Annotated in this window: 23 protein-coding genes and 1 pseudogene; 12 read left to right on the forward strand and 12 right to left on the reverse strand. The window is 38.4% G+C overall.

What is annotated here, in order from left to right:
• Positions 1-21: 21 nt before the first annotated feature.
• Complete coding sequence (locus FCR2A7T_RS09680) at positions 22-1,257, forward strand: peptidoglycan DD-metalloendopeptidase family protein (protein WP_023571105.1); 1,236 nt, start codon at positions 22-24, stop codon at positions 1,255-1,257.
• Entirely contained in the window at positions 1,257-2,870 is a 1,614-nt protein-coding gene (gene pgi, locus FCR2A7T_RS09685) for a glucose-6-phosphate isomerase (RefSeq protein ID WP_035118134.1), read from the forward strand. The genes FCR2A7T_RS09680 and pgi overlap by 1 nt, the downstream gene beginning before the upstream one ends.
• Positions 2,871-3,021: 151 nt before the next feature.
• Here pgi and mfd read toward each other — a convergent pair whose 3' ends face one another.
• Positions 3,022-6,288, reverse strand: coding sequence for a transcription-repair coupling factor (gene mfd, locus FCR2A7T_RS09690; RefSeq protein WP_240471524.1), 3,267 nt, complete (start codon positions 6,286-6,288; stop codon positions 3,022-3,024).
• A gap of 114 nt (positions 6,289-6,402) precedes the next feature.
• A complete protein-coding gene (locus tag FCR2A7T_RS09695) occupies positions 6,403-6,999 on the reverse strand; it encodes a hypothetical protein (protein WP_023571108.1) in 597 nt (198 codons plus the stop codon).
• A 166-nt stretch (positions 7,000-7,165) separates the two neighbouring features.
• Between FCR2A7T_RS09695 and FCR2A7T_RS09700 the strand changes: the two genes are divergently transcribed.
• The gene (locus FCR2A7T_RS09700; protein WP_023571109.1) at positions 7,166-8,110 is read left to right on the forward strand and encodes an L-threonine 3-dehydrogenase; all 945 of its coding nucleotides are present in this window, start codon (positions 7,166-7,168) and stop codon (positions 8,108-8,110) included.
• A gap of 60 nt (positions 8,111-8,170) precedes the next feature.
• Here FCR2A7T_RS09700 and FCR2A7T_RS09705 read toward each other — a convergent pair whose 3' ends face one another.
• The 8 genes from FCR2A7T_RS09705 to FCR2A7T_RS09740 all read right to left on the reverse strand — a co-directional run bounded on the left by FCR2A7T_RS09705 (position 8,171) and on the right by FCR2A7T_RS09740 (position 12,204).
• Complete coding sequence (locus FCR2A7T_RS09705) at positions 8,171-8,755, reverse strand: hypothetical protein (protein ID WP_023571110.1); 585 nt, start codon at positions 8,753-8,755, stop codon at positions 8,171-8,173.
• 18 nt (positions 8,756-8,773) lie between these two features.
• Positions 8,774-9,211 carry a hypothetical protein gene (locus FCR2A7T_RS09710; RefSeq protein ID WP_023571111.1) on the reverse strand — a complete coding sequence of 146 codons (438 nt, stop codon included), beginning with the start codon at positions 9,209-9,211 and terminating at the stop codon, positions 8,774-8,776.
• Between the two features lie 123 nt (positions 9,212-9,334).
• On the reverse strand, positions 9,335-9,838 hold the full coding sequence (locus tag FCR2A7T_RS09715; protein WP_023571112.1) for a nuclear transport factor 2 family protein: 504 nt from the start codon (positions 9,836-9,838) through the stop codon (positions 9,335-9,337).
• Between the two features lie 20 nt (positions 9,839-9,858).
• Entirely contained in the window at positions 9,859-11,145 is a 1,287-nt protein-coding gene (locus FCR2A7T_RS09720) for an NAD-dependent succinate-semialdehyde dehydrogenase (RefSeq protein WP_023571113.1), read from the reverse strand.
• Positions 11,146-11,265: 120 nt separating this feature from the next.
• Positions 11,266-11,457, reverse strand: coding sequence for a hypothetical protein (locus FCR2A7T_RS09725; protein WP_035118138.1), 192 nt, complete (start codon positions 11,455-11,457; stop codon positions 11,266-11,268).
• Entirely contained in the window at positions 11,450-11,662 is a 213-nt protein-coding gene (locus tag FCR2A7T_RS09730) for a YgaP family membrane protein (RefSeq protein ID WP_023571114.1), read from the reverse strand. The genes FCR2A7T_RS09725 and FCR2A7T_RS09730 overlap by 8 nt, the downstream gene beginning before the upstream one ends.
• 48 nt (positions 11,663-11,710) lie before the next feature.
• A complete protein-coding gene (trxA, locus tag FCR2A7T_RS09735; protein WP_023571115.1) occupies positions 11,711-12,007 on the reverse strand; it encodes a thioredoxin in 297 nt (98 codons plus the stop codon).
• A gap of 2 nt (positions 12,008-12,009) precedes the next feature.
• Positions 12,010-12,204, reverse strand: coding sequence for a hypothetical protein (locus tag FCR2A7T_RS09740; RefSeq protein ID WP_023571116.1), 195 nt, complete (start codon positions 12,202-12,204; stop codon positions 12,010-12,012).
• A gap of 728 nt (positions 12,205-12,932) precedes the next feature.
• Between FCR2A7T_RS09740 and FCR2A7T_RS09745 the strand changes: the two genes are divergently transcribed.
• Positions 12,933-13,580, forward strand: a complete 648-nt coding sequence (locus FCR2A7T_RS09745) for a hypothetical protein (RefSeq protein WP_023571117.1) — start codon at positions 12,933-12,935, stop codon at positions 13,578-13,580.
• Positions 13,570-13,842: a hypothetical protein gene (locus tag FCR2A7T_RS09750; protein WP_035118140.1), complete on the forward strand. Its 273-nt coding sequence runs from the start codon at positions 13,570-13,572 to the stop codon at positions 13,840-13,842. Before FCR2A7T_RS09745 ends, FCR2A7T_RS09750 begins: the two co-directional genes overlap by 11 nt.
• Before the next feature lie 10 nt (positions 13,843-13,852).
• Here the strand turns inward: FCR2A7T_RS09750 and FCR2A7T_RS09755 are convergent, their stop codons facing one another.
• Both FCR2A7T_RS09755 and FCR2A7T_RS09760 read right to left on the reverse strand, forming a co-directional pair.
• Positions 13,853-14,440 carry a hypothetical protein gene (locus FCR2A7T_RS09755; RefSeq protein WP_023571119.1) on the reverse strand — a complete coding sequence of 196 codons (588 nt, stop codon included), beginning with the start codon at positions 14,438-14,440 and terminating at the stop codon, positions 13,853-13,855.
• 15 nt (positions 14,441-14,455) lie between these two features.
• A complete protein-coding gene (locus tag FCR2A7T_RS09760; RefSeq protein ID WP_023571120.1) occupies positions 14,456-14,923 on the reverse strand; it encodes a hypothetical protein in 468 nt (155 codons plus the stop codon).
• 103 nt (positions 14,924-15,026) lie between these two features.
• Here FCR2A7T_RS09760 and FCR2A7T_RS09765 point away from each other — a divergent pair, with 103 nt between their 5' ends.
• The 7 genes and pseudogenes from FCR2A7T_RS09765 (at position 15,027) to FCR2A7T_RS09790 (ending at position 21,179) form a co-directional block, all read left to right on the forward strand.
• Positions 15,027-15,281 (forward strand): helix-turn-helix domain-containing protein, encoded by a 255-nt coding sequence (locus FCR2A7T_RS09765; RefSeq protein WP_023571121.1) that lies wholly within the window; start codon positions 15,027-15,029, stop codon positions 15,279-15,281.
• Positions 15,282-15,300: 19 nt separating this feature from the next.
• On the forward strand, positions 15,301-15,624 hold the full coding sequence (locus FCR2A7T_RS09770; RefSeq protein ID WP_035118143.1) for a hypothetical protein: 324 nt from the start codon (positions 15,301-15,303) through the stop codon (positions 15,622-15,624).
• A 71-nt stretch (positions 15,625-15,695) separates the two neighbouring features.
• Complete coding sequence (locus FCR2A7T_RS09775; RefSeq protein WP_023571122.1) at positions 15,696-17,864, forward strand: TonB-dependent receptor; 2,169 nt, start codon at positions 15,696-15,698, stop codon at positions 17,862-17,864.
• 4 nt (positions 17,865-17,868) lie between these two features.
• Positions 17,869-18,669 carry a cation transporter gene (locus tag FCR2A7T_RS09780; RefSeq protein ID WP_035118183.1) on the forward strand — a complete coding sequence of 267 codons (801 nt, stop codon included), beginning with the start codon at positions 17,869-17,871 and terminating at the stop codon, positions 18,667-18,669.
• Positions 18,659-18,997: pseudogene (locus FCR2A7T_RS15305) on the forward strand (MerC domain-containing protein); the annotation flags it as partial. The gene FCR2A7T_RS09780 and the pseudogene FCR2A7T_RS15305, both read left to right, overlap by 11 nt.
• A 51-nt stretch (positions 18,998-19,048) precedes the next feature.
• A complete protein-coding gene (locus FCR2A7T_RS15310; protein ID WP_035118184.1) occupies positions 19,049-19,267 on the forward strand; it encodes a GDCCVxC domain-containing (seleno)protein in 219 nt (72 codons plus the stop codon).
• 460 nt (positions 19,268-19,727) lie between these two features.
• The gene (locus tag FCR2A7T_RS09790) at positions 19,728-21,179 is read left to right on the forward strand and encodes a hypothetical protein (RefSeq protein ID WP_023571125.1); all 1,452 of its coding nucleotides are present in this window, start codon (positions 19,728-19,730) and stop codon (positions 21,177-21,179) included.
• Positions 21,180-21,274 lie beyond the last annotated feature (95 nt).

Raw genomic sequence — 21,274 nt, forward strand, 5'->3', positions numbered from 1 at the left:
AACCAACCAAAACCAACAAAATTGAGATACGTCACAATCATATTATTATCACTAATATTATTTGCTTGTAACAATAAAGAGGAAAAGGGAAGTGCCAAAAAAACCGCGGTTAAAAAAGAGAAAATTGTTGTCGAATTCGGGTTTCGATTAAATGATTTCAAAGTCGTTCACGATACCATCCAATCCGGAGACAGTTTCGGAAAAATATTAAGCGAACAAGGTTTTGATGCCGCCAAAGTGCACGAAATCAATGAAAAAGTGAAAGATTCTTTTGATGTTCGCAATATTCGAATCGGGAAGCCCTTTACCTTACTTCAAAATAAAGCAGCACCTAACGATTTAAAAGTGTTCATTTATCAACCCGATAAAATGAGCTATTATGTTGTGGATTTACGGGATTCCATTCCGGTGGTGTATAAAAAAGAACGACCAGTTGTTATAAAGCGAAGAACGATTGCTGCTGCCATTGATGGTTCGGTTTCCAGTACGTTAAGCCGTGAAGGGGTTTCGTCGGCACTGGCTCCGGAATTATCCAAAATCTACGCCTGGTCTATTGACTTCTTTAAGATTCAGAAAGGCGATAAATTTGCTATGATTATCAACGAAAAATACCTTGAAGGCGGTGAATATTTAGGCGTGGAAAGTGTGGAAGCTTCTTATTTTGAATACAAAGGCAAAAAGATTTACGCATTTCCGTTTAAACAGGACCCAAATTCCAAAAGAGTCGACTATTACGATGAAGAAGGGAAAGTGCTGAAAAACATGTTCCTGAAAGCGCCTCTGAAATTTGTAAATATCACGTCACGATTTACCCGCAGCCGTTTCCACCCGGTACAGTTAAAATGGAAAGCTCATAATGGTACGGATTACGCTGCACCCACCGGAACACCAATTATGACGACCGCTTCGGGAACCGTAGAACAAACAGGATATACAGGAGGGAACGGGAATTTCGTTAAGGTGAAACACAATGGAACCTATTCCACCCAGTACCTTCACATGTCGAAAATTTTGGTGCGTCGTGGGCAACACGTGCAACAGGGGCAAATTATTGGTAAGGTAGGAAGCACTGGTTTGGCTACCGGTCCGCATGTTTGTTACCGCTTCTGGAAAAACGGAATTCAGGTGGATCCGTTGCGCCAGAAATTGCCGAATTCGGAGCCGATGAATCCAAAATACAGAGCGCGTTTTATGGCAGAAATTGCACCGTTGAAAAAAGAATTGGACAGTGTTTCATTAGCTAATTTCGGAGAATAATGACGTTAGAAAATATAAATCCTACAGGAACTGTTGCCTGGCAAAAGCTGCGCGCCCATTTCGAAACCATCGCGCATACTCCAATGCAGAAACTGTTTACTGAAGATGGCGATAGAACCCGTAAATTTCATATACAGTGGAACGATTTTCTGTTGGATTATTCCAAAAACAGAATCACATCCGAAACAGTACAACTGCTTTTGGCATTGGCCGAAGAAGCACATCTTAAAGAAGCTATTCAGAACTATTTTTCTGGCGATAAAATTAATGTAACCGAAAACCGGGCGGTTCTTCATACGGCTTTGCGTTCTTCGGAAAAAAATATTTTGGTTGACGGGGCAAACATCCTAACCGAAGTTGAAGCCGTTCAATTAAAAATAAAATCCTTTGCCGAAGCGATTATTTCCGGAAACCGAAAAGGCTTTACGGGAAAAACGTTTACTGATGTGGTAAACATCGGTATTGGCGGTTCGGATTTGGGTCCGGATATGGCGGTAGAAGCCTTACAGTTTTATAAAAACCATTTGAATCTTCACTTTGTTTCCAATATTGATGGCGATCATGTGGCGGAAACCATCAAAAAATTAAACCCGGAAACAACACTATTTGTTGTGGTTTCCAAAACTTTTACCACGCAGGAAACGCTTTCTAACGCAATTACCCTCAAAAATTGGTTTTTGCAATCCGGTAAGGCGGAAGATGTGGCGAAACATTTTGTGGCCGTGTCCACGAATCTCGAAAAAGTAACCGAGTTTGGCATTACTTCCGAAAACACCTTCCCGATGTGGGACTGGGTGGGCGGTCGTTTTTCGATGTGGAGTGCCGTTGGTTTGTCTATAGCGTTGGCAGTAGGATACGATAATTTCAAAGCATTATTGGATGGTGCTGAGGAAATGGATCAGCATTTCAAAAACGAACCTTTCGAAAAAAATATCCCGATACTTTTAGCGTTGCTGAGTATTTGGTACAATAATTTCTTCGGATGTGAAACCGAAGCGGTAATCCCGTATTCACAATATCTTAAAAAACTGGCGCCGTATTTACAACAGGCGGTTATGGAAAGTAACGGAAAATGTGTCGACCGAAACGGAAATCCGGTAAAGTATCAAACCGGAAACATCCTTTGGGGTGAACCGGGTAGCAATGCGCAACACGCCTTTTTTCAATTAATCCATCAGGGCACCAAACTGATTCCGTGTGATTTTATTGGGTTTAAGGAATGTCTTCACGGCAATAAAGAACATCATGATAAACTGATGTCCAACTTCTTCGCTCAAACGGAAGCCTTGCTGATGGGCAAAACAGATTCGGAATTAACGGCTGAAGGCTCTAAAAATGCATTTTTAATGCCTTTTAAGACGTTTGAAGGCAATAAACCCACAAATACTTTACTGATTAAAAAACTGACGCCTAAAACGCTTGGTTCTTTAATTGCGATGTATGAACACAAAATTTTTGTACAAGGTGTGATTTGGAATATCTTCAGCTACGACCAATTCGGGGTGGAATACGGCAAACAGTTGGCGACCACAATCCTCGAGGAAATCCAAACCGGTACGGCAAAACCGCACGACAGTTCCACAACATTTTTGCTGCAAGAATTTTTAAAATAACATTGGCTGTAAGGTCTTAACAAATTGGTAAACATTTCCTGATGTTTACAATAAAATACTGCACCATTTTTGTGGTGACAAAGCTTTTAAGTAAGCATGTGTGTTATTTATTCAAAAACCTCCTTATCGTAAGACGAGGAGGTTTTCTGTTTTAAATTATTTCAATCAATTCCAGAGCACGCTTAATCGATTTTACATTTTCAAAAGTCAGCAGCAAACGCAATCCGTTTTTGGTTTCCTTCTCTTTCATTTTGCAGAGATTGCCGTTTTGCTGTACAAACTGCAATACTTTCATAAATTTCGCCGATTGGTAGAAATCCGATTGTTGATCGGAAACAAAATAACCAACCATTTTGCCTTGTTTCAATACCAGTTTTTCAATACCGATGTGGGTCGCTTTCCATTTGATGCGGATGCTGTTCAAAAGCGCCACGGCTTGTCTTGGCAGCGGTCCGAAACGATCAATCAGGTGTTGTTCGTATTGTTGTAAAGCTTCTTCGGTTTTAATCAGACTCAGTTCGTTGTACAGGTTCAGTCGTTCCGAAATGTTATTGATGTATTCGTCCGGGAACAACAATTCGAAATCCGTGTCAATCTGAATGTCTTTGACGTATTCCTTGGTTTCAATGTCGTTTTCTTCCGGATACAACTCCTTGAATTCGTTTTCTTTCAGTTCCTCAATAGCCTCGTTCATGATTTTCTGATAGGTGTCAAAACCGATGTCGTTGATAAAACCACTTTGTTCGCCACCTAATAAATCACCGGCGCCACGAATTTCCAAATCTTTCATCGCAATGTTGAAACCACTGCCCAATTCACTGAACTGTTCCAAGGCCTGAATGCGTTTGCGCGCTTCTTCGGTCATCGCTGAATAGGGCGGACAGATGAAATAGCAGAATGCTTTTTTATTACTACGTCCCACACGCCCGCGCATCTGATGCAAATCGGATAAGCCGAAATTATTAGCATTGTTGATGAAAATCGTATTGGCATTCGGCACATCCAAACCACTTTCGATGATGGTGGTCGCTACCAAAACGTCAAATTCGCCGTCCATGAAAGCCAACATCAGTTCTTCCAGTTTTTTACCGTCCATCTGACCATGACCTACGCCGACTTTAGCTCCGGGTACGAGACGCTGAATCATGCCCGCAATTTCCTTGATGTTTTCAATGCGGTTGTTGATGAAGTACACTTGTCCGCCGCGTTCAATCTCATAGGAAATGGCATCGCGAATGACTTCTTCGTTAAATCCGACCACTTGCGTTTCTATCGGATAACGGTTCGGGGGCGGCGTGGTAATTACCGATAAATCGCGTGCTGCCATTAACGAAAACTGTAAGGTTCTCGGAATCGGTGTTGCGGTTAAAGTCAGTGTATCAACGTTATGCGCGATGGTTTTCAGTTTGTCTTTTACGTTGACGCCGAATTTTTGTTCTTCATCCACAATCAACAAACCTAAATTTTTGAAAACCACATTTTTATTTACTAATTGATGGGTGCCAATCAAAATATCGAGTTTCCCTTCTTCAAGTTGTTTCAGGGTTTCCGCTTTTTGTTTCGCCGATCGGAAACGGTTAATATAACCTACGTTTACCGGCATGTCTTTCAAACGCTCGCGGAAGGTTTTGTAATGCTGAAACGCCAAAATGGTAGTCGGCACCAAAACGGCAACCTGTTTTCCGTTGTCAACCGCTTTGAAGGCGGCGCGAATAGCGACTTCCGTTTTTCCGAAACCTACGTCACCACATACTAAACGATCCATCGGACGGTCGTTTTCCATGTCGGTTTTCACTTCCTGCGTGGCTTTCGATTGGTCCGGCGTGTCTTCGTAGATGAACGACGATTCTAGTTCTGCCTGTAAGTAACTGTCGGGTGCAAACGCAAATCCTTTGTCTAAACGGCGCTTGGCGTATAGCTGAATTAAGTTAAAAGCAATGTGTTTAACCCTTGCTTTGGTTTTTTGTTTTAAGGTTTTCCAGGCGCTGGAACCTAATTTGTAAATCTTAGGTGGCGCGCCGTCTTTTCCGTTGTATTTGGAGATTTTATGCAGCGAGTGAATGCTTACATACACGATATCATTATCGGCATAGACCAATTTAATGGCTTCCTGTGTTTTACCTTCGACCTGAATTTTCTGTAAACCGCCAAATTTTCCAATCCCGTGATCGATGTGCGTCACATAATCGCCTACCGAAAGCGTGTTGAGTTCTTTCAGGGTAATGGTTTGCTTTTTCGAATACCCGTTTTTCAGGTTGAACTTGTGGTAACGTTCAAAAATCTGATGGTCTGTATAGCAGGCAATCTGATTTTCTTCGTCGATGAAACCTTGAAACAGCGGAAAAACAATGGTTTTGTATTGTTTGCGGATGTTTTCGTGATTCGCTTCGTCCAGACTTTCAAAAATATCATGAAAACGTTTTGCCTGTCCGTCATTGGAACAAAATAAATAGTTTTTGATGCCGTTAAAATGGTTGTCGTTCAGGTTGTTCAGCAGCAAATCAAACTGTTTGTTGAATGACGGTTGCGGCTGGATGTGAAATTCGAAGGTTTTTTCGGCGCGGAAAATCGGATGCTTGGACGCCAATTCGACCAAAGTAAAATCCAATGCTTTTTTTACAAAGGCTTGTTGGTTCAGAAACATCGCTTCCGGCGCGGCGTGCTGAATGTCTTTGGATAGTTTTTCAAAGGCTTCTGTGGCTTTTCCGAACAATTTGTCCAATTGCGACAATAGCAAATCGGTATTCTGAAGAAACAACACCGTTTGCGGATTAATATAGTCTAAGAAACTCTCGCGGTTTTCTTTGAGAAATTTATTTTCGACATTCGGAATGATACTGATTTTCTTCTGTTTTTCGATGGAAAGCTGGGTTTCCACATCAAAACTTCGGATGGTGTCAACTTCATTACCAAAAAATTCGATGCGGTACGGATTGTCATTGGAAAACGAAAAGACGTCGATAATTCCGCCACGCACGGAAAATTCACCCGGCTCGGAAACGAAATCCACGCGTTTAAAGTTGTATTCAAATAGTACTTCGTTAATGAAATCAATCGAAATGGAATCGCCTACTGCCACTTTCAGCGTGTTTTTGTCCAATTCTTTTCGGGTCACCACTTTTTCGAAAAGCGCATCGGGATAGGTAACAATAATAGCCGGTTTTTTGCGCGAATTGATGCGGTTGAGCACTTCGGCACGCAGTAAAATGTTGGCGTTGTCGGTTTCTTCAATCTGGTACGGACGACGGTAGGAACCCGGGTAAAACAATACATCCTGATCGTTAATCAGGTTTTCCAAATCGTTCAGGTAATACGCGGCTTCTTCCTTGTCCTGAAAAATCAGTAAAAATGGAAGTTCGTTTTTTCGGAAAAGGGCTTCGATAACAAACGACAAGGTCGAGCCGATTAATCCTTTCATTTGGATTTTCGATTCGCGTTTTTGCAATTGTTCCGCTATCTGATTGACTTTCGCCGATTTATGATAGGTGTTTTGAATATCGGTTTTCAAGATGGTGTACTGCGTTGCGGTGAATTATTCCTTTATTTGCGGCGCTTCCTGAAGTTCCCGTCGGGCATGACGCGCGGTGTCCAGTGCCTGAAGCATAATCGCTTCGCCTTCCTCTTTCGGAATTTCGCTTTTTACGATAATTTCATTCATCTGATTCTGTATGGAAATAACTTCTGTAGCTATATCCTGAATAATCGGGATGACTTTTTTGGTCGGAATGTATTCCAGTGAAATATAAGTGTCCAGCGATTTCAATTTGGTATTCAATGTCGAAATACGGCTTTTTACGGCAGGTTTGTCAAACATTGCCGGAATGCCGATGCTCAAGGAATCGGCTTTTGTGCTTAAGTTTTTGGCTTTCAGGCGGAAGGCATTCAGAGAACTTTTCGGTTTCTGCTGCAATTCCTGATTAAAAACGCGCCATCGCTGCCAATTGCTAATCTTAGCCTGTACTTTTGGGGCTACCGGCGGAATATTGAACTTCCAGTTTTGGTTGATAATGGCAAATACCGAATCGTTATGTTTGTTTGCTTTGTCACTGTCGGCCATTCGTTCGTCCTTGTCGTTACAGGAAAAAAGAAGAACGGACAGTAAAAGCAGCAGCGATGACTTGATGTTCATAGTTCGAGTTTAGAAAGCAAATTTACAAATGTTATTGTAAACTCCTTTTTTTGATAGGATTATGTTAACTAAAATTCTGTTTTTTGTGAATTGTGAATTTTCGGAATGAAAAGCGATTCGTAATTTTTGTCAAAACAGTATCTTTGTAAGCAACAAACGAACACAAATGAGCACGAAAATCTTAATCATTGGCGCTTGCGGACAGATTGGTACCGAACTCACGGCCAAGCTACGCGCCACTTACGGAGTGGATAATGTTGTCGCATCCGATATCCGAAAACTGGAAAATGACGTGGTGAAAAACGGAATTTTCGAAGTGGTGAATGCGTTGGATTACAATCAGATAGAACACCTTATTGAAAAATATCAAATTACCGACGTGTATCTGATGGCGGCATTGCTTTCGGCAACGGCGGAGAAAAACCCGGCATTCGCTTGGGATCTGAATATGAATTCGCTGTTTCACGTGCTTAATTTGGCGAAAGCAGGAAAAATTCAAAAGATTTTCTGGCCTTCGAGTATTGCGGTTTTCGGGCCTACAACGCCAAGAGACAATACCCCACAATATACGGTTATGGAACCTTCAACCGTGTACGGAATTTCAAAACAATCCGGAGAACGTTGGTGTGAATATTACAACAAGCAATATGGCGTAGATGTGCGAAGTATCCGTTATCCGGGACTGATTTCCTGGACGTCGCCTCCGGGTGGCGGTACTACGGATTATGCGGTGGATATTTATTATAAAGCGTTGGAAGATAAAAAATTCACGTGTTTTCTTTCCGAAAATACCGGTTTACCGATGATGTATATGGACGATGCTATTAAAGCAACCATCAGCATCATGCAGGCCCCGGCAGAGAAGATTAAAATCCGTTCGTCATACAATTTATCGGCGGTGAGTTTTACGCCGAAAGAGATAGCGGAATCGATTAAGAAACACATTCCGGAATTTACCATCGATTATGCACCCGATTTCCGTCAGGCGATTGCCGACAGCTGGCCGGCGAGTATCGACGATTCGTATGCAAGAACCGATTGGGGCTGGCAACACGATTTCGACATGGAACGCATGACCTCGGTAATGCTGGAAAATTTAGCCAAAAAATAAAGAAAATAAAAGAAACGCTACCTGTTCGGGTAGCGTTCTGCATTATAAACCAAACACAAATTATTGCACAATCGGAGCTCTCAACGACTCCAAAACCGCAACAACATCATTAATAATGGCTGTGTCAGTCACGCCGTTCAGTGCGGCTGCCGCGCCTACGTAGCCTATGAATTTGTCATAATTAGCATCCGTGGCAGTGGTTCCCATTCTTGGATTGGTAGCGGGATTGTGTGCATCCACCATGTTTAATCCTGTATAGGTGTTGGTAGCGCCCCCGCCGGTATTGGCCGAGAAGAAATCGGTTAAGTTGTCACTCAGTACAGCCACATTGGTGGTGTTTCCACCGGATACTTCCGCAACGATAGGTGCGAAATGAGCACCGAGATTCCCATCTGCCCCGGCAACGATATCCGCGACAATTAAAGTGATGGTGCTGTCTACCACTGAACGGTAACTCAAACGTCCTTGTTCGATCATCTGCCCCGGATTGTTAGGGTCGGCCACCATTGTCGTTCCGCCCAATTTCTGGTACAAGGTTCTTTCTGTGGGTGTCATTGCGGTGTCATCATTGTCATTACACGAGGTGAAACATACCGCTGTTCCGGAGAACAATACTAAAAGCGCGATTTTTGTTAGCTTTTTCATAAGAGTAGAGTTTATAGATTAATTAAAAATTCGTTGAATACCTCTGGAAAATTTATAGCTGAAACTGTTGGTGTTCATAACCGGGCATACTTTTTTTGACGCTGTTTCATTGGAAACCGTAAAACGTTCGGCTTTGTAATTGCCTTTCGCGATTAAGAGGTTGTAGATGTTTTCGGAGTTGTTAATGCGATTGTCATGGAAGTACACCAATACGCCGGTTTCCCTGTTCAGACGGTCGGTTTTTACCCCTGGAATCGATTTCAAATGACGGTGGATTTCTTTGGCTTTTAGCGAGTCGATAGGTTGTTTAAAGTCAATGCGGCTGATTTGCAGTGTGGCATTGTCGATTTGTACCGGTTTTGCGTTAGCGACATGGATTACCAGTACGATAAAAAGGATTGCGATAGTTCCCAGGACGCTTCCCGTAATCCATTTGACTGTTTTATTGATTTTCATATCCTGTTGTTTTTTGTGTTCGTTTAGTTATGTACGAGAAAAAAACAAGGTTGGTTTTGCCAGATTGAAAAAAAAAATACAGCGATAAAAAAAACCTGCTCGAAGGAACAGGTTTTGGGAGTGTTATTTTTTGAGTTTCTGAATCAGTGCCTCTTCGATAGGGGTTTTGATTTTAACGACTTCGTTAATGTTGTCGTTCGGAACTGTTGCTGAAAGTACGTAATGCTTGATCTTCCACACGCCTTTTTCCTTCACCATTACACCGGAGCCCTGACAGATTTTCATCCAGGTGTCCAATAGTTCGTTGAACCAAGCTACTTTGCCGGAAGCATCAAAATAGATGTTGCGGTTTAAGGGTTTGAAATTCCATGCAGCGCCTTTATCAAAATACGGCTTGGCGAAGTCCTGAAATTGTTTTTTGTTCCAGTTTTCGGTAGCATCTGTTCCGATGAAGATGGATTCGTCCGACATGGCGCCGAAATAGTTGTTGAAATTTCCTTCGGCAGCGGCTTTATGCCAATTGTCCAATACTGTAGTGATGGCTTTTTTGTCGGATTGGTGTTTTTGTGCCGAGATTTTGCCGGAAATCAGCGTTAAAGTTGTAAGCAGTAAAAATAGTTTTCTCATACGAATTGAATTCTGTTAAATTATTTATTGATGACGACGGTTTTGATATTGACAAATTCCTTGATGCCTTCTTCCGACAATTCGCGTCCGTATCCGGATTTCTTGATGCCGCCAAAGGGAAGTCGCGGATCGGATTTGATCATTTCATTAATGAATACGGCACCTTCGTGAAATTCATTGATGCGGTTTTTGATGTAGTGGATGTCTTCCGTGAAGATGGAAACGCCCAAGCCAAAATCGGATTGGTTGCTAATTTCGATGGCATCATTCAACGTGTCAAACGCCACTAAAGCCGCCACTGGGCCGAACGTTTCCTCTTTGAAAACCGGCATTTCGGAAGTAACGTTAATCAATATCGTGGGTTCGTAGAAAGCACCTTTTCGTTTGCCGCCTAAAATAACATTAGCGCCCATGGAAATGGATTGGTTGATTTGTTTTTCCAGTTCTTCGGCTAAATCGAGACGGGCGAGGGGTCCGATTTGCGTTTCGGTATTCATCGGGTCACCCGCGATGAGTTGGCTTACGGCCTGTTTGTATTTTTCGGTAAAAGTGTCAAAAATAGAATGCTGAATTAGAAACCGTTTGGCGGCGATACAGCTTTGTCCTGCATTTTGCATGCGTGCGTTAACAGCCACAGCCACAGCTTTGTCAATATTAGCGTCTTCACAAACGATAAAGGCATTGCTGCCGCCGAGTTCCAGTAAAGATTTTTTCAGGTGTTTTCCAGCTTGAGCGGCTACGGCACTTCCGGCGGCTTCACTTCCGGTGAGGGAAACAGCCTTGATTTCAGGATGGGCAATCACTTCGGCTACTTTGTCACTGGTTATGTGTAGGTTTTGATATATGCCGATAGGAAAGTCACTTTCGATAAACAACGCTTCGATACTTTCTGCCGATTGCGTTACATTACTCGCATGTTTGACTAATACGACATTTCCGGCAAGGATGGACGGAATTGTAAAACGAAATACTTGCCAAAACGGAAAATTCCAAGGCATGACTCCCAAAAGAACACCTAAAGGTTCGTAGGTTACGTAACTTTCGTAGGCTTCGGTTTTAATGGGTTTGGGTTGCAGTAAGGTTACGGCATTTTCGCAATAGTAGTCGCAAAGAACTCCGCATTTGTCGACTTCAGCAAGGGATTGTGTGATGGGTTTACCCATTTCCTGAGTGATGAGCGTTGCATAATGAATCCGGTGCTCATGAAGTACTTTTTTAAGGTTTTGCACATGGGCAATGCGTTCATTGATGGGTTTGGCTTTCCAATACCCAAAGGCTTCCTGAGCAGTATTTATTTTTGTTTGCATGACTGTGCCGTTGTGAAAGGTAAAGTTACGGTTTTTGTGTGGAAAATGCTGCAGGATTGTTTTTTGATAGTGTGAACCCCTGCATTGAGCAAAGGATATAGTGTTCGATTTGTAAAAGTGTTATTTTTTCTTCTTTGTATCAAACATTGAAAACAGGAGCCCACCCATAACGCTTCCGTAGAGCGTACTGTTTACGGGACTCGAAGTAATGGCACACGAGCCTTCACATCCAAAATACAGGAAATAAAAATACCCTCCCGCTGCGCCTAAGACGCCTCCGGCTAACCAAAACAATAAGGTTTTTTTATTCATTTTTTGGTTTCTCGTTAGTATTGATGCCCAGAGCGGTGTATAAAGGACAAAAGTTGATAAAGCTCGTAAGCAGAAGAATTATGCCTGCACCCAAGGCGATATAACCTAAGGTTCCTGTTAAGGTTTCAGTGGCAACCAATACTGCTAAAACAATCGCGATTCCGATACGGATAAATCTGTCGCGTTTTCCCATGTTTGCTTTCATAATTATTGTTGTTTAATGGTTTTGTTTTGATTCTTCTGCTAAGAGTGGTTAGCTATATTGTTTTATAACGCTAATCAAATCGCTTTTCGAAAGTAGGCCCGACTGTCGCCACAATTGTTTTCCGTTTTTAAACAGGAGCAGGGTTGGGACGCCGCGCACCTGAAATTGTGCCGCAACGGCCGGATTTTTATCGACATCAATTTTTAGTATCGAGATGCTGTCGCCCAATTCGTCTTTGACTTGCTTGAGGATTGGGGAGAGTGTCTGACAGGGTCCGCACCAGGTAGCGAAAAAATCCACCAGTACGGGTTGGTCTTTGTTTATTATTTCTGAAAAATTACTCATGATTATTTATTTCTTTTTTGGGGTACTGCACAGCCTCTTGGGCCACATCCGAAATTAAAGATGGCCTGTACGAGGAAAAAAGCCGCAAAAGCCATGAAAAACCATTCGCGGGTGCGAATAGCTTCGTATCCTAAAAGCAGGGCTAATGCCAATCGAAAATAGCGCATGAAATGCCAGTTTTTAAAAAATGAGTTCATTGTAAGTTTTTAATTATTCACGTAAAGTTACGAAATATGATTGCAAGAAGTGTAACCGATGTTACTTTGGGTGTAATGATGCGAATAAGAAAGTGAAAAGATGATAGAAAAGAAGAAAATGTGATGGGGTTTGTCCTGCGGTTGTGCTGTTGAAATGTTTCTAAATAAAAAAAGAGCAACACTTTCGTATTGCTCTTTCTGCTCCCGAAAGTATTGAATTCTCGAACCTATTTAAGCGTGATTTAGAGAGACTTTATCATTTCTATGTTGACTTTGTTGATGCGTAATTTTTAAGCCTTGAAATGGTGAGAATCCGTATTAAAACTATGCTTTAAGCTTTGTTTAGGTGTTGTTTTGTGTAAGTGGTTCTCACCTCAACATTACAGACTATCCACCTCCTCTCCCTACTGCTAAAAATTATAAAGTCTTTATTTATAGGAGTTTTGACTAACATTACCCTGGTCTTCAATGGAGATTTTTAAGTATGTCAGTAGGCTAAACTCAAATTCCTAAATAAATCTTGGTTATAAAAATCCGAGATAATTTATAGGTGTCTCATTTTGAAACACTAAGAAACAGTAGAGATTGAAAAATATTTTGATGAAACTATCCCAAAATGCTACACTTTTCAAAAAAGTATAGTATTTAATTATAAAGGTGCTTGATTAATCCTCTTGTATGGACTTCTTGTATCTACAGAATAACAAAAAGATAAATAGTAATGGAAAATGAATTATTATGATGAAAAAGAATTTACAACAAAAACAAAAATCAGTAGAAGTAAATTATACAGATTTTACAAAAAAAATGAAGAATTAAAAACAGAAACTAAGCTACAGGGTAAAAGACTTTATCCAGAAAATCACTTAAAATATTTCAGTAGTGAAATTATGTTTGATGAGAATAAGTTGCTACAATTAGAAAATCAATCAATGAGGAATCTTATTGATTGTTTAGTAGATAAAGACAGTTTGCAATACAGATTATGGCAAATGGAGTGGGATTTCTTTTTTACAGTAGCGTATAAGACCGATAGAAACAAAAAATCTTGTTTTAGGCAAATTAATGCAGTTTTCGAGGAAATACTTTGTAAGTATGGAGATAAAACAGAAATACGATTGTTTTTTACTACTGAACCATTTACTAATAGAGTTGGTTTTCATAATCATTTCGTATTGTATGTAGGTGATGTAAAGCTACATCAAGAAATTGTTGTGCTGATTCAGAATTATTTTAGCTATGATAAGACTGATGTTAAGAAATACGATAGATATAAAGCAGGCTTGTTTTATGCTTCGAAAGAGGGTTTAGTAAACGAAGACTGGGACATCTTAGGAAATAATTTAGGAAAAGAAAAGTTTAACAATGAAAATTAAAGTAACGAAAGAGCAATTCTATCTTTTATTAGTCAATTTCAATATTTTAGGAGATAAAGAGCTTGCTATACAAATGAATGGAACAACATTTAATAAAATAGTTGAGAGTAAAAAGAGTGGTGGTAATTTATACAAGGTAAAAATATGGGTGGGTGCTATCCCCTCTGAAATTATTGTTTCAGCGGGGAATAGTGCTACCGCTATTTTATTAGCAAAAAAGATGTTTCCTAATGCACGGGTTACTTCAATAAATAAAATGTGATGTGGTACTTTTAATCTCCAGACGGAACAATTATTGTTAATTTCTCTTTGATTACCAATTTTCCATATTGCTCAATTTCAATTTCGATTTGAAAAGGATAATCTGGAATCTGTATTGGTGTTAGCTTCATTTTTACTTGAGTTCTGTTATAATTTTTGGAAGTCCAATCCTGTATATAAGCATCAAAATACACAAATTCACCATTTGTAGAAACTTTCATATTACCAAAATAGGTATCAGCACCAGCTTGAGCATGAACCTTGAGATAACCATCTTCATTTAGACGTGATATTCTTGGGTATTGTGCTCCATTTGGAGAGCTAAACTCATAATCGCTTAATACTTTTATTATATCGCTTCCAAATAATTTTCTACTGCAAGCTGTATAATTGCCTCCTGTATAATTTGTTTCATTAAAACCGAATGGAGTTCCCTCTAAAGATTTGTAATCTTCATCGGTTGTTAGTTGCTCTTCTTCTGTTTTCTGCTTAGAGGATGTGATGTTTGGAGTTTCTGTGGCGACATCATTTTTTTCTTTTAGATTGTTGCATGAAACAAATAGCGTTAAGCAACTTATAATTGTAATAATTTTTTTCATTTTTGTAATTGTAAATTATTCATTTCTATAGACCAAAGCTCCTTCCTCAGGTGGTGAGGTAATAGTGCCTTCTTCACATGATACCCAAAATGTATAAGTACAATCAGGACAATCTTTACTTAGACTTGAAAGCACAACTAATCCTTTAGCATCTTCAATTTTGTAGGACTTCCATTTTAAGTCCCTTGTACCTGAATAACTGCCTCCGTCTGATGTAAATGATACATATGCTTCTCTATAACTAAAGGTTTTTCCGATTAGATATTGCAATACGTCTTCATCTGTTTTAAAGCAATTTTCAGAAGTAGTGACATCGGTGTTTTCTTCATGGTTTTTTTCTGAATCAGGATTTGGCCCCTGCTTTACTTCAGCGGCAATGGTGTCTTTTGAGTTTGATACTGGCTCAGAACTTATTTCATTTTTAGCTTTTGAGCATGAAATGATTAGTAGCATACACAATGCTGATTTTGCTATTTTTTTCATAGAATTTAATAACGATTTAGGCTTCAAATATATAAAAATTCTATTTTATAGTGTACTTTATTAAGGAGTACCGTAAAAAATACATTATAAAGAGATTTGAGGTATGAAAAATTCAGCCGAAAATCCAAAAGAACCAGAGTATGAAGTTATCGCTTCACGCTTAAAAGAACTTAGAAAACAGAAAGGGTATTCTAACTATGAACACATTGCTTTTGAATTGGGAATGAGCAGGAGTGCGTATTGGCGGTTGGAAACAGGAGTAAACTTTGAAATGAAAACTTTGATAAAAATCTGTAAACTTCTCAACGTTACTTTAGAAGAATTTTTTAAAGGTATTGATGTTCCAACTACAAAATAGTTTTTAGTAAATTTACCACATGAAAGTAATGGTTAGCATATTATCATTTATTGTTGTGGTCCTTTCTATAGTGCCATGCTATGCTTATCATGGAGATACTAAAAATAAAATTGAAACTCAGCATGAGGAAAACTCTGGAAAATGTGATGACGATTGCGATGGTAATTGTTCTCCGTTTTATTCATGTGGTACATGTACAGGTTTTATTTCTGAAGTGATAGTATCGTTTAAAATTCATAAAGTTCTTGTACATGAAGATACTTCAATGCAACCTTACTCCTACAAGAATCCTATTTATTCTGCCTTTTTTTGTAGTATCTGGCAACCGCCAAAAATAGTTTAATGTTTTTTAGTTATTTACACTAATGGTTAGCCATTAGCATAAAATTATACATAAACATTAAGCAATTAATCATGCAAAAATATTTTTTTATAATCATGGCAATGTTTGTTGTCGAGGGTGCTCAAGCACAAAACAGTTTTAAGGCAATTGTCAAAAACAATGACACTAAAGAGCCAATAATAGGTGTATCAGTGGTTGTTGAAGGCTCAAACAATATTTCGGTGTCTGATGACAACGGTCTGATATTAATTACCAACATTCCAGATGGTGAACATACAATCACTTTTTCTTCGATTGGTTACAAAAAGAAAACTGAAGTATTCACTTTTCCAATCGCTAACGAAGACACTTTAGAGATTTTTTTAGAATCTGAAGCAGAAGAAATAGAGGAAATAACTATTACCTCAACGAGAAGTACCAGAACAATAAAGGACATTCCTACAAGGGTTGAGTTTATTGCTGGTGAAGAATTGGAAGAAAAAGGAAATATGAAACCTGGGGATATTAGAATGCTACTCAACGAAAGTACGGGTATTCAAACACAACAAACCTCAGCAATATCAGCCAATTCATCTATTCGCATACAGGGACTTGACGGGAGATATACACAAATCCTAAAAGATGGGTTTCCTTTATATTCAGGTGCTTCAAGTGGATTAGGTCTTTTACAAACCCCGCCACTGGATTTAAAACAAGTTGAAATTATCAAAGGTTCTGCTTCAACATTGTACGGTGGTGGTGCAATTGCTGGATTAGTAAACCTGATTTCAAAAACCCCGTCAGAAGAAAGGGAATTACGTTTCCACATCAACGGAACATCAGCATTAGGGCTTGACGTTAACGGATTCTATTCACAAAAATTTGATAAAGTTGGTCTAACACTGTTTGCTTCACACAATAGAAATGCACCTTATGACCCAGCAGATATTAAATTAACAGCTATACCTAAATTTGAGAGATTCAATATTAATCCGAAGCTATTTGTATATTTCAACAGCAAAACCAAGCTTGATTTTGGGCTAAATACTGCATTTGAAAATCGTATTGGTGGAAACATTGATTACATTAAAAACAATGTCAACACAGGGGCTTATTTTGAAAAAAATGATACTCGTAGGATTAGCACCCAACTAACTTTTACGCATCAGTTGAATGAGAATGAGCGTTTGACTTTTCGCAATAGTTTAAATAATTTCAATCGTGTAATTTCCATTCCAAATTATGAGTTTGACGGTGTACAGAACAGTACGTTTTCAGAATTCACATATTCTCGCAATGGGGAAACTTCAGATTGGGTTACGGGAGCAAATCTTTGGTCGGATAACTTTACTGAAAGACAAATCACTACATTTCCTCTACGTGATTACAATCAAATTACCTTCGGTGTATTTGTTCAAAACTCCTTAAAGGCTAAAGAATGGTTACACATTGAAACTGGTTTAAGAGGAGATTATATTGCTGATTATGGTTTTGCATTATTGCCGAAAGCATCGGTATTGTTTAAGGTTTCGGAAAAATTATCGTCACGAATTGGTGGTGGACTTGGTTATAAAACGCCAACGATATTCACAGACGAAAGTGAAAGAATTCAATATCAAAATGTTCTGCCAATTGACAATAATTTTAACAGTCTAGAAAAAAGCTACGGAACTAACTTTGATGTTAATTACAAAACTAATATTACAGATGAAATTTCGTTTAGCATCAATCAAATGTTTTTCTATACCTATATTAATAACCCACTAATACTAACACCGCTTTCAAACGGAACATTCCAATTTGTTAATATTGATGGGCATATTGACACGAAAGGTACTGAAACGAATATTAAATTAGGTTATGAGGACTTCAAATTATTTGTTGGATATACTTATACAGATGCTCAGATTGACCAGAACGGTATCAAATCCCAAAACCCACTTACAGCAAAACACCGTCTTAATAATGTTTTGATGTACGAGGTTGAAGATAAATGGAAAGTTGGATTGGAAGCTTATTATTATAGCCCGCAAAAATTAAGTGATGGTTCTACAGGAAAAAATTATTGGATTTGCGGTGTGATGATTGAAAAACTGTGGGAGCATTTTTCAATTTATACCAACTTTGAGAATCTTACCGATACAAGACAAACAAGGTTTGGTAGCATCTATACTGGAACGATTGACAATCCTGTTTTCAAGGACATTTACGCTCCACTAGACGGGTTTGTTATCAATGCGGGAATTAAGATTAAATTGTAACGATATGAATAAGAGTATTTACAAAATAGCAAAGATGGATTGTCCCAGTGAGGAACAATTGATACGGCTTAAACTAAATGGTATCGAACAAATACAACAGCTTAATTTCGATATTCCAAATAGAAAACTGGAAGTGTTTCATTCGGGTGATACGAACTTGATAACAGATAAAATTAACAGTTTAAATCTTGATAGTAGTTTAGAGAAAACCGAAATCACCTCTGAGAGTATTAAACAATCGGACGACACACAACAAAGAAAGCTTCTTTGGCAAGTGTTAGGAATCAATGCTTTTTTCTTTGCGTTAGAAATGGTTACAGGATTTGTTTCCAACTCAATGGGACTTGTTGCAGACAGTTTAGACATGTTAGCTGATAGCATCGTTTACGCTCTTGCTTTGTTTGCTGTTGGTGGTGCAATGGCAAGAAAAAACAACATTGCAAAAATGAGCGGGTATTTTCAATTACTGTTGGCAATATTGGGTTTTATTGAAGTACTAAGAAGATTTTTAGGCTTTACCGAAGTACCAGCGTTTCAAACCATGATAATAATTTCGTTGCTTGCGCTTGTTGGAAATGTTATATGTTTGTATCTGTTACAGAAATCCAAAAGTAAAGAAGCTCATATGCAGGCAAGCATGATTTTCACCTCGAACGATGTAGTTGTAAACATTGGAGTGATTGTTGCTGGTATGTTAGTTTATTTCACCAATTCAAAAATTCCTGATTTGGTTATTGGTGTTTTGGTTTTCGCTGTTGTAGGCAAAGGTGCTTTAAGAATTTTAAAATTATCAAATGAAAAATAATTTAACTAACAATATTGACAAACTTGGAACAGTCGGGCTGTTTCTGACAGCTATTTTTTCGCCTTGTTGTTTTCCCCTTTTTGCATTTGGGGCTTCAGCTCTTGGGTTGGGAAGTTTTGAGTTATTTGGAGGTTGGACAATGTGGATTTTCCAAGCAATGGTTTTGGTTTCAATCATTGGGCTTTTTGTTTCTTACCGCAAGCACCGATGCACTTATCCTTTATTGGTTGGAATCCCAAGTGCACTTTTAATATTTTACGGTTATTATTTTGCTAACGATGGCACCTATTTCATTTATGCTGGAATGTTTGGGTTGTTTATAAGTACGGCTATAAATTACTATCGAAACAAACTTCACGGAAATTGTGACACCTGCACAATTTATAACGGTAAAAAAGTTGAATTGGAATCAACTATTACTTGCCCGAAATGTGGTCATAAAAAAACGGAAATGATGCCTACCAATGCGTGTGAGTTTTTCTATGAATGTGAAAATTGTAAAACGAGATTACGACCATTAGAAGGTGATTGCTGTGTGTATTGCAGTTATGGAACTGTAAAATGTCCACCAATTCAAGCTGGTGAGAATTGTTGTTGATTAGTATAAAACAATAAAACCTCTGACGATCGTCAGAGGTTTTATTGTTTTTATTTCATTTGTAACCACCCACCTTAAGAACGAGATTGAAAGTAGTATAGAAAATATTGCACATTTGTAGGGGTCCATAAAACTAAAACAAATGAAATTAAAGTATTTATGACTTGAATAATCAGAATGATAGTGCGTATATGACGTCCCATTTGAAATGATTGAAGATTTTAAGAGCTACAAACGGCAAATAAGTAAAAAGGGTTAAACCTTTAGTAAAAATCTGTAAACTTCTAAACATTACTTTGGAAGATTTTTTTAAAAGGATTGATGTACCAACAAAAAAACAATTATAGGAAAGTGATAGTGTGAGTAAAGTCTCCTGATAGTGAAGAAGTTGTGTATAATTAAATCAAAATCATCCTTATAGCCACACAGTTATATTTTAAATTTGCTTAAAACAGAAGCAATGATTCGAGTATATTTAGATTGGAATGTGTTTAGCAGACTGGAACATAATGATGAGGCCTATAAAAGACTTACTGAGATATTGTCAGATGAATCAAAATATATCTTGCCTTATTCTCCCGCACATCTTAAGGACTTATATCGAAGCTACAAGAAAGTAGGCATGGAAGGAATTGAAGGGCATCTCGAGAAAATTCAAAAATATTCCAAGTCGCTATTCATTGTCTATACAATCAAACACGTTTTGGAATTCCAATTTCTGGATTCAAAGGAATCAATGAAGCAACATGCCGAAGCATATGATGAGCACGAAGATTTTGATTTTAATGTTGATAAAATGATGGAAGCATTAGAGCCATTCTCATCGATGTTAGATTCTTTGTTTAAAATTCAATTGCCAAATTTCACTGCGAAGCAAACAGATGATGAAAAAGTTAATAAGGAAATTGCAAATACAAGAAGTTCTGAACTTGTGAAACGTCTTATGGGGACTGAAGAAACAATTTCCATGAAGGACATGATGCAGAACCTTATGACAATGTCAAGTACACTGTACGAAGATGATAGCTATTCAGAATGGCGTGAGGGATTTCAACAGGATATAAAGGTTAGTGGCAGAATCAAAGATAAGCGATTCAATCCTATGGAAACACTGGACGAAAATGCACAAAAATTACAGAAAAAGGACTTTATGGAACTTTTTGAAAGTATGCTTATCGGAGAAGATAAAAAGAGTTTCTTTAATAAAATAATTGCGCTTGTCAGACAATTGGACTTTCATGGATTTTATCCTGACAAGATTGAAAAAGGTCACCATTTAGACAATGTTGAGACAGACTATGAACATATCGCCTATGCTACAAGTTGTGATATTTTCATTGTAAATGACAATAAAACTAAAGCAAAGGCTGCTCTTGCCTACGAGCTTCTAAAATTGAATGTGCGAGTAGTTACTCCAAAAGAATATGTGGAGTTTATTGAGAAAAATTCAGCAGAAATTGAAAATGGACAGCATTTGGTTGACTATCTATTTTGGATTCCAACCACAGAGCCTACTTTAGAAATCAATGGTAGGAATGCTCATTATATTCCATCATTTGTTTTAAATTATTTTAACATGGCCTCTTATCCGATTGATAATCCAAAATCGATTATCTTACAAAAGATGGATACTCCGAACCGTGTCGGAATCTTTGTGAAAGAAATTGAAGCTATTAAAGAAAAACTCATTTCATTTTATGGAACTCAACTTAAGGAATTCGGTAATGTCGGTGAAGACACATACCTCATAGCTTGGCTAACAGACGAACTGGTCTTAATCAAACTTCAACTTTCTGAGGGTAATTTCACCCTCGAAGTATCTCAATGCAAGAAAATGACAAGGTATGAAAAATTCATTGCAAGCGGAAAATCTATAATTGGTAAAGTATCTCAAATAATGAGATTCAGATGAGATTGTATAAAATTAACCCATGCTTGAAAATAGCACACTTATTTTGACTAATAACCTGGTTTTCAGGCGTATAATTTTGCCAGTCTAAAAATATA

It is taken from the genome of Flavobacterium cauense R2A-7 (assembly GCF_000498475.1).
GTDB classification, from domain to species: Bacteria; Bacteroidota; Bacteroidia; order Flavobacteriales; family Flavobacteriaceae; genus Flavobacterium; species Flavobacterium cauense.

Bases quoted from the DNA above. Each gene is read 5' to 3' on its own strand.
- FCR2A7T_RS09720 (WP_023571113.1), bottom strand. From the start codon at position 11,145: ATGCAAACAAAAATAAATACTGCTCAGGAAGCCTTTGGGTATTGGAAA.
- FCR2A7T_RS09745 (WP_023571117.1), top strand. From the start codon at position 12,933: ATGAATTATTATGATGAAAAAGAATTTACAACAAAAACAAAAATCAGT.
- FCR2A7T_RS09715 (WP_023571112.1), bottom strand. From the start codon at position 9,838: ATGAGAAAACTATTTTTACTGCTTACAACTTTAACGCTGATTTCCGGC.
- FCR2A7T_RS09760 (WP_023571120.1), bottom strand. From the start codon at position 14,923: ATGAAAAAAATAGCAAAATCAGCATTGTGTATGCTACTAATCATTTCA.
- FCR2A7T_RS09710 (WP_023571111.1), bottom strand. From the start codon at position 9,211: ATGAAAATCAATAAAACAGTCAAATGGATTACGGGAAGCGTCCTGGGA.
- FCR2A7T_RS09755 (WP_023571119.1), bottom strand. From the start codon at position 14,440: ATGAAAAAAATTATTACAATTATAAGTTGCTTAACGCTATTTGTTTCA.
- mfd (WP_240471524.1), bottom strand. From the start codon at position 6,288: ATGAAAGGATTAATCGGCTCGACCTTGTCGTTTGTTATCGAAGCCCTT.
- FCR2A7T_RS09790 (WP_023571125.1), top strand. From the start codon at position 19,728: ATGATTCGAGTATATTTAGATTGGAATGTGTTTAGCAGACTGGAACAT.
- FCR2A7T_RS09705 (WP_023571110.1), bottom strand. From the start codon at position 8,755: ATGAAAAAGCTAACAAAAATCGCGCTTTTAGTATTGTTCTCCGGAACA.
- trxA (WP_023571115.1), bottom strand. From the start codon at position 12,007: ATGAGTAATTTTTCAGAAATAATAAACAAAGACCAACCCGTACTGGTG.
- FCR2A7T_RS09750 (WP_035118140.1), top strand. From the start codon at position 13,570: ATGAAAATTAAAGTAACGAAAGAGCAATTCTATCTTTTATTAGTCAAT.
- pgi (WP_035118134.1), top strand. From the start codon at position 1,257: ATGACGTTAGAAAATATAAATCCTACAGGAACTGTTGCCTGGCAAAAG.
- FCR2A7T_RS09740 (WP_023571116.1), bottom strand. From the start codon at position 12,204: ATGAACTCATTTTTTAAAAACTGGCATTTCATGCGCTATTTTCGATTG.
- FCR2A7T_RS09695 (WP_023571108.1), bottom strand. From the start codon at position 6,999: ATGAACATCAAGTCATCGCTGCTGCTTTTACTGTCCGTTCTTCTTTTT.
- FCR2A7T_RS09700 (WP_023571109.1), top strand. From the start codon at position 7,166: ATGAGCACGAAAATCTTAATCATTGGCGCTTGCGGACAGATTGGTACC.
- FCR2A7T_RS09725 (WP_035118138.1), bottom strand. From the start codon at position 11,457: ATGAATAAAAAAACCTTATTGTTTTGGTTAGCCGGAGGCGTCTTAGGC.
- FCR2A7T_RS09730 (WP_023571114.1), bottom strand. From the start codon at position 11,662: ATGAAAGCAAACATGGGAAAACGCGACAGATTTATCCGTATCGGAATC.
- FCR2A7T_RS09770 (WP_035118143.1), top strand. From the start codon at position 15,301: ATGAAAGTAATGGTTAGCATATTATCATTTATTGTTGTGGTCCTTTCT.
- FCR2A7T_RS09765 (WP_023571121.1), top strand. From the start codon at position 15,027: ATGAAAAATTCAGCCGAAAATCCAAAAGAACCAGAGTATGAAGTTATC.
- FCR2A7T_RS09780 (WP_035118183.1), top strand. From the start codon at position 17,869: ATGAATAAGAGTATTTACAAAATAGCAAAGATGGATTGTCCCAGTGAG.
- FCR2A7T_RS09775 (WP_023571122.1), top strand. From the start codon at position 15,696: ATGCAAAAATATTTTTTTATAATCATGGCAATGTTTGTTGTCGAGGGT.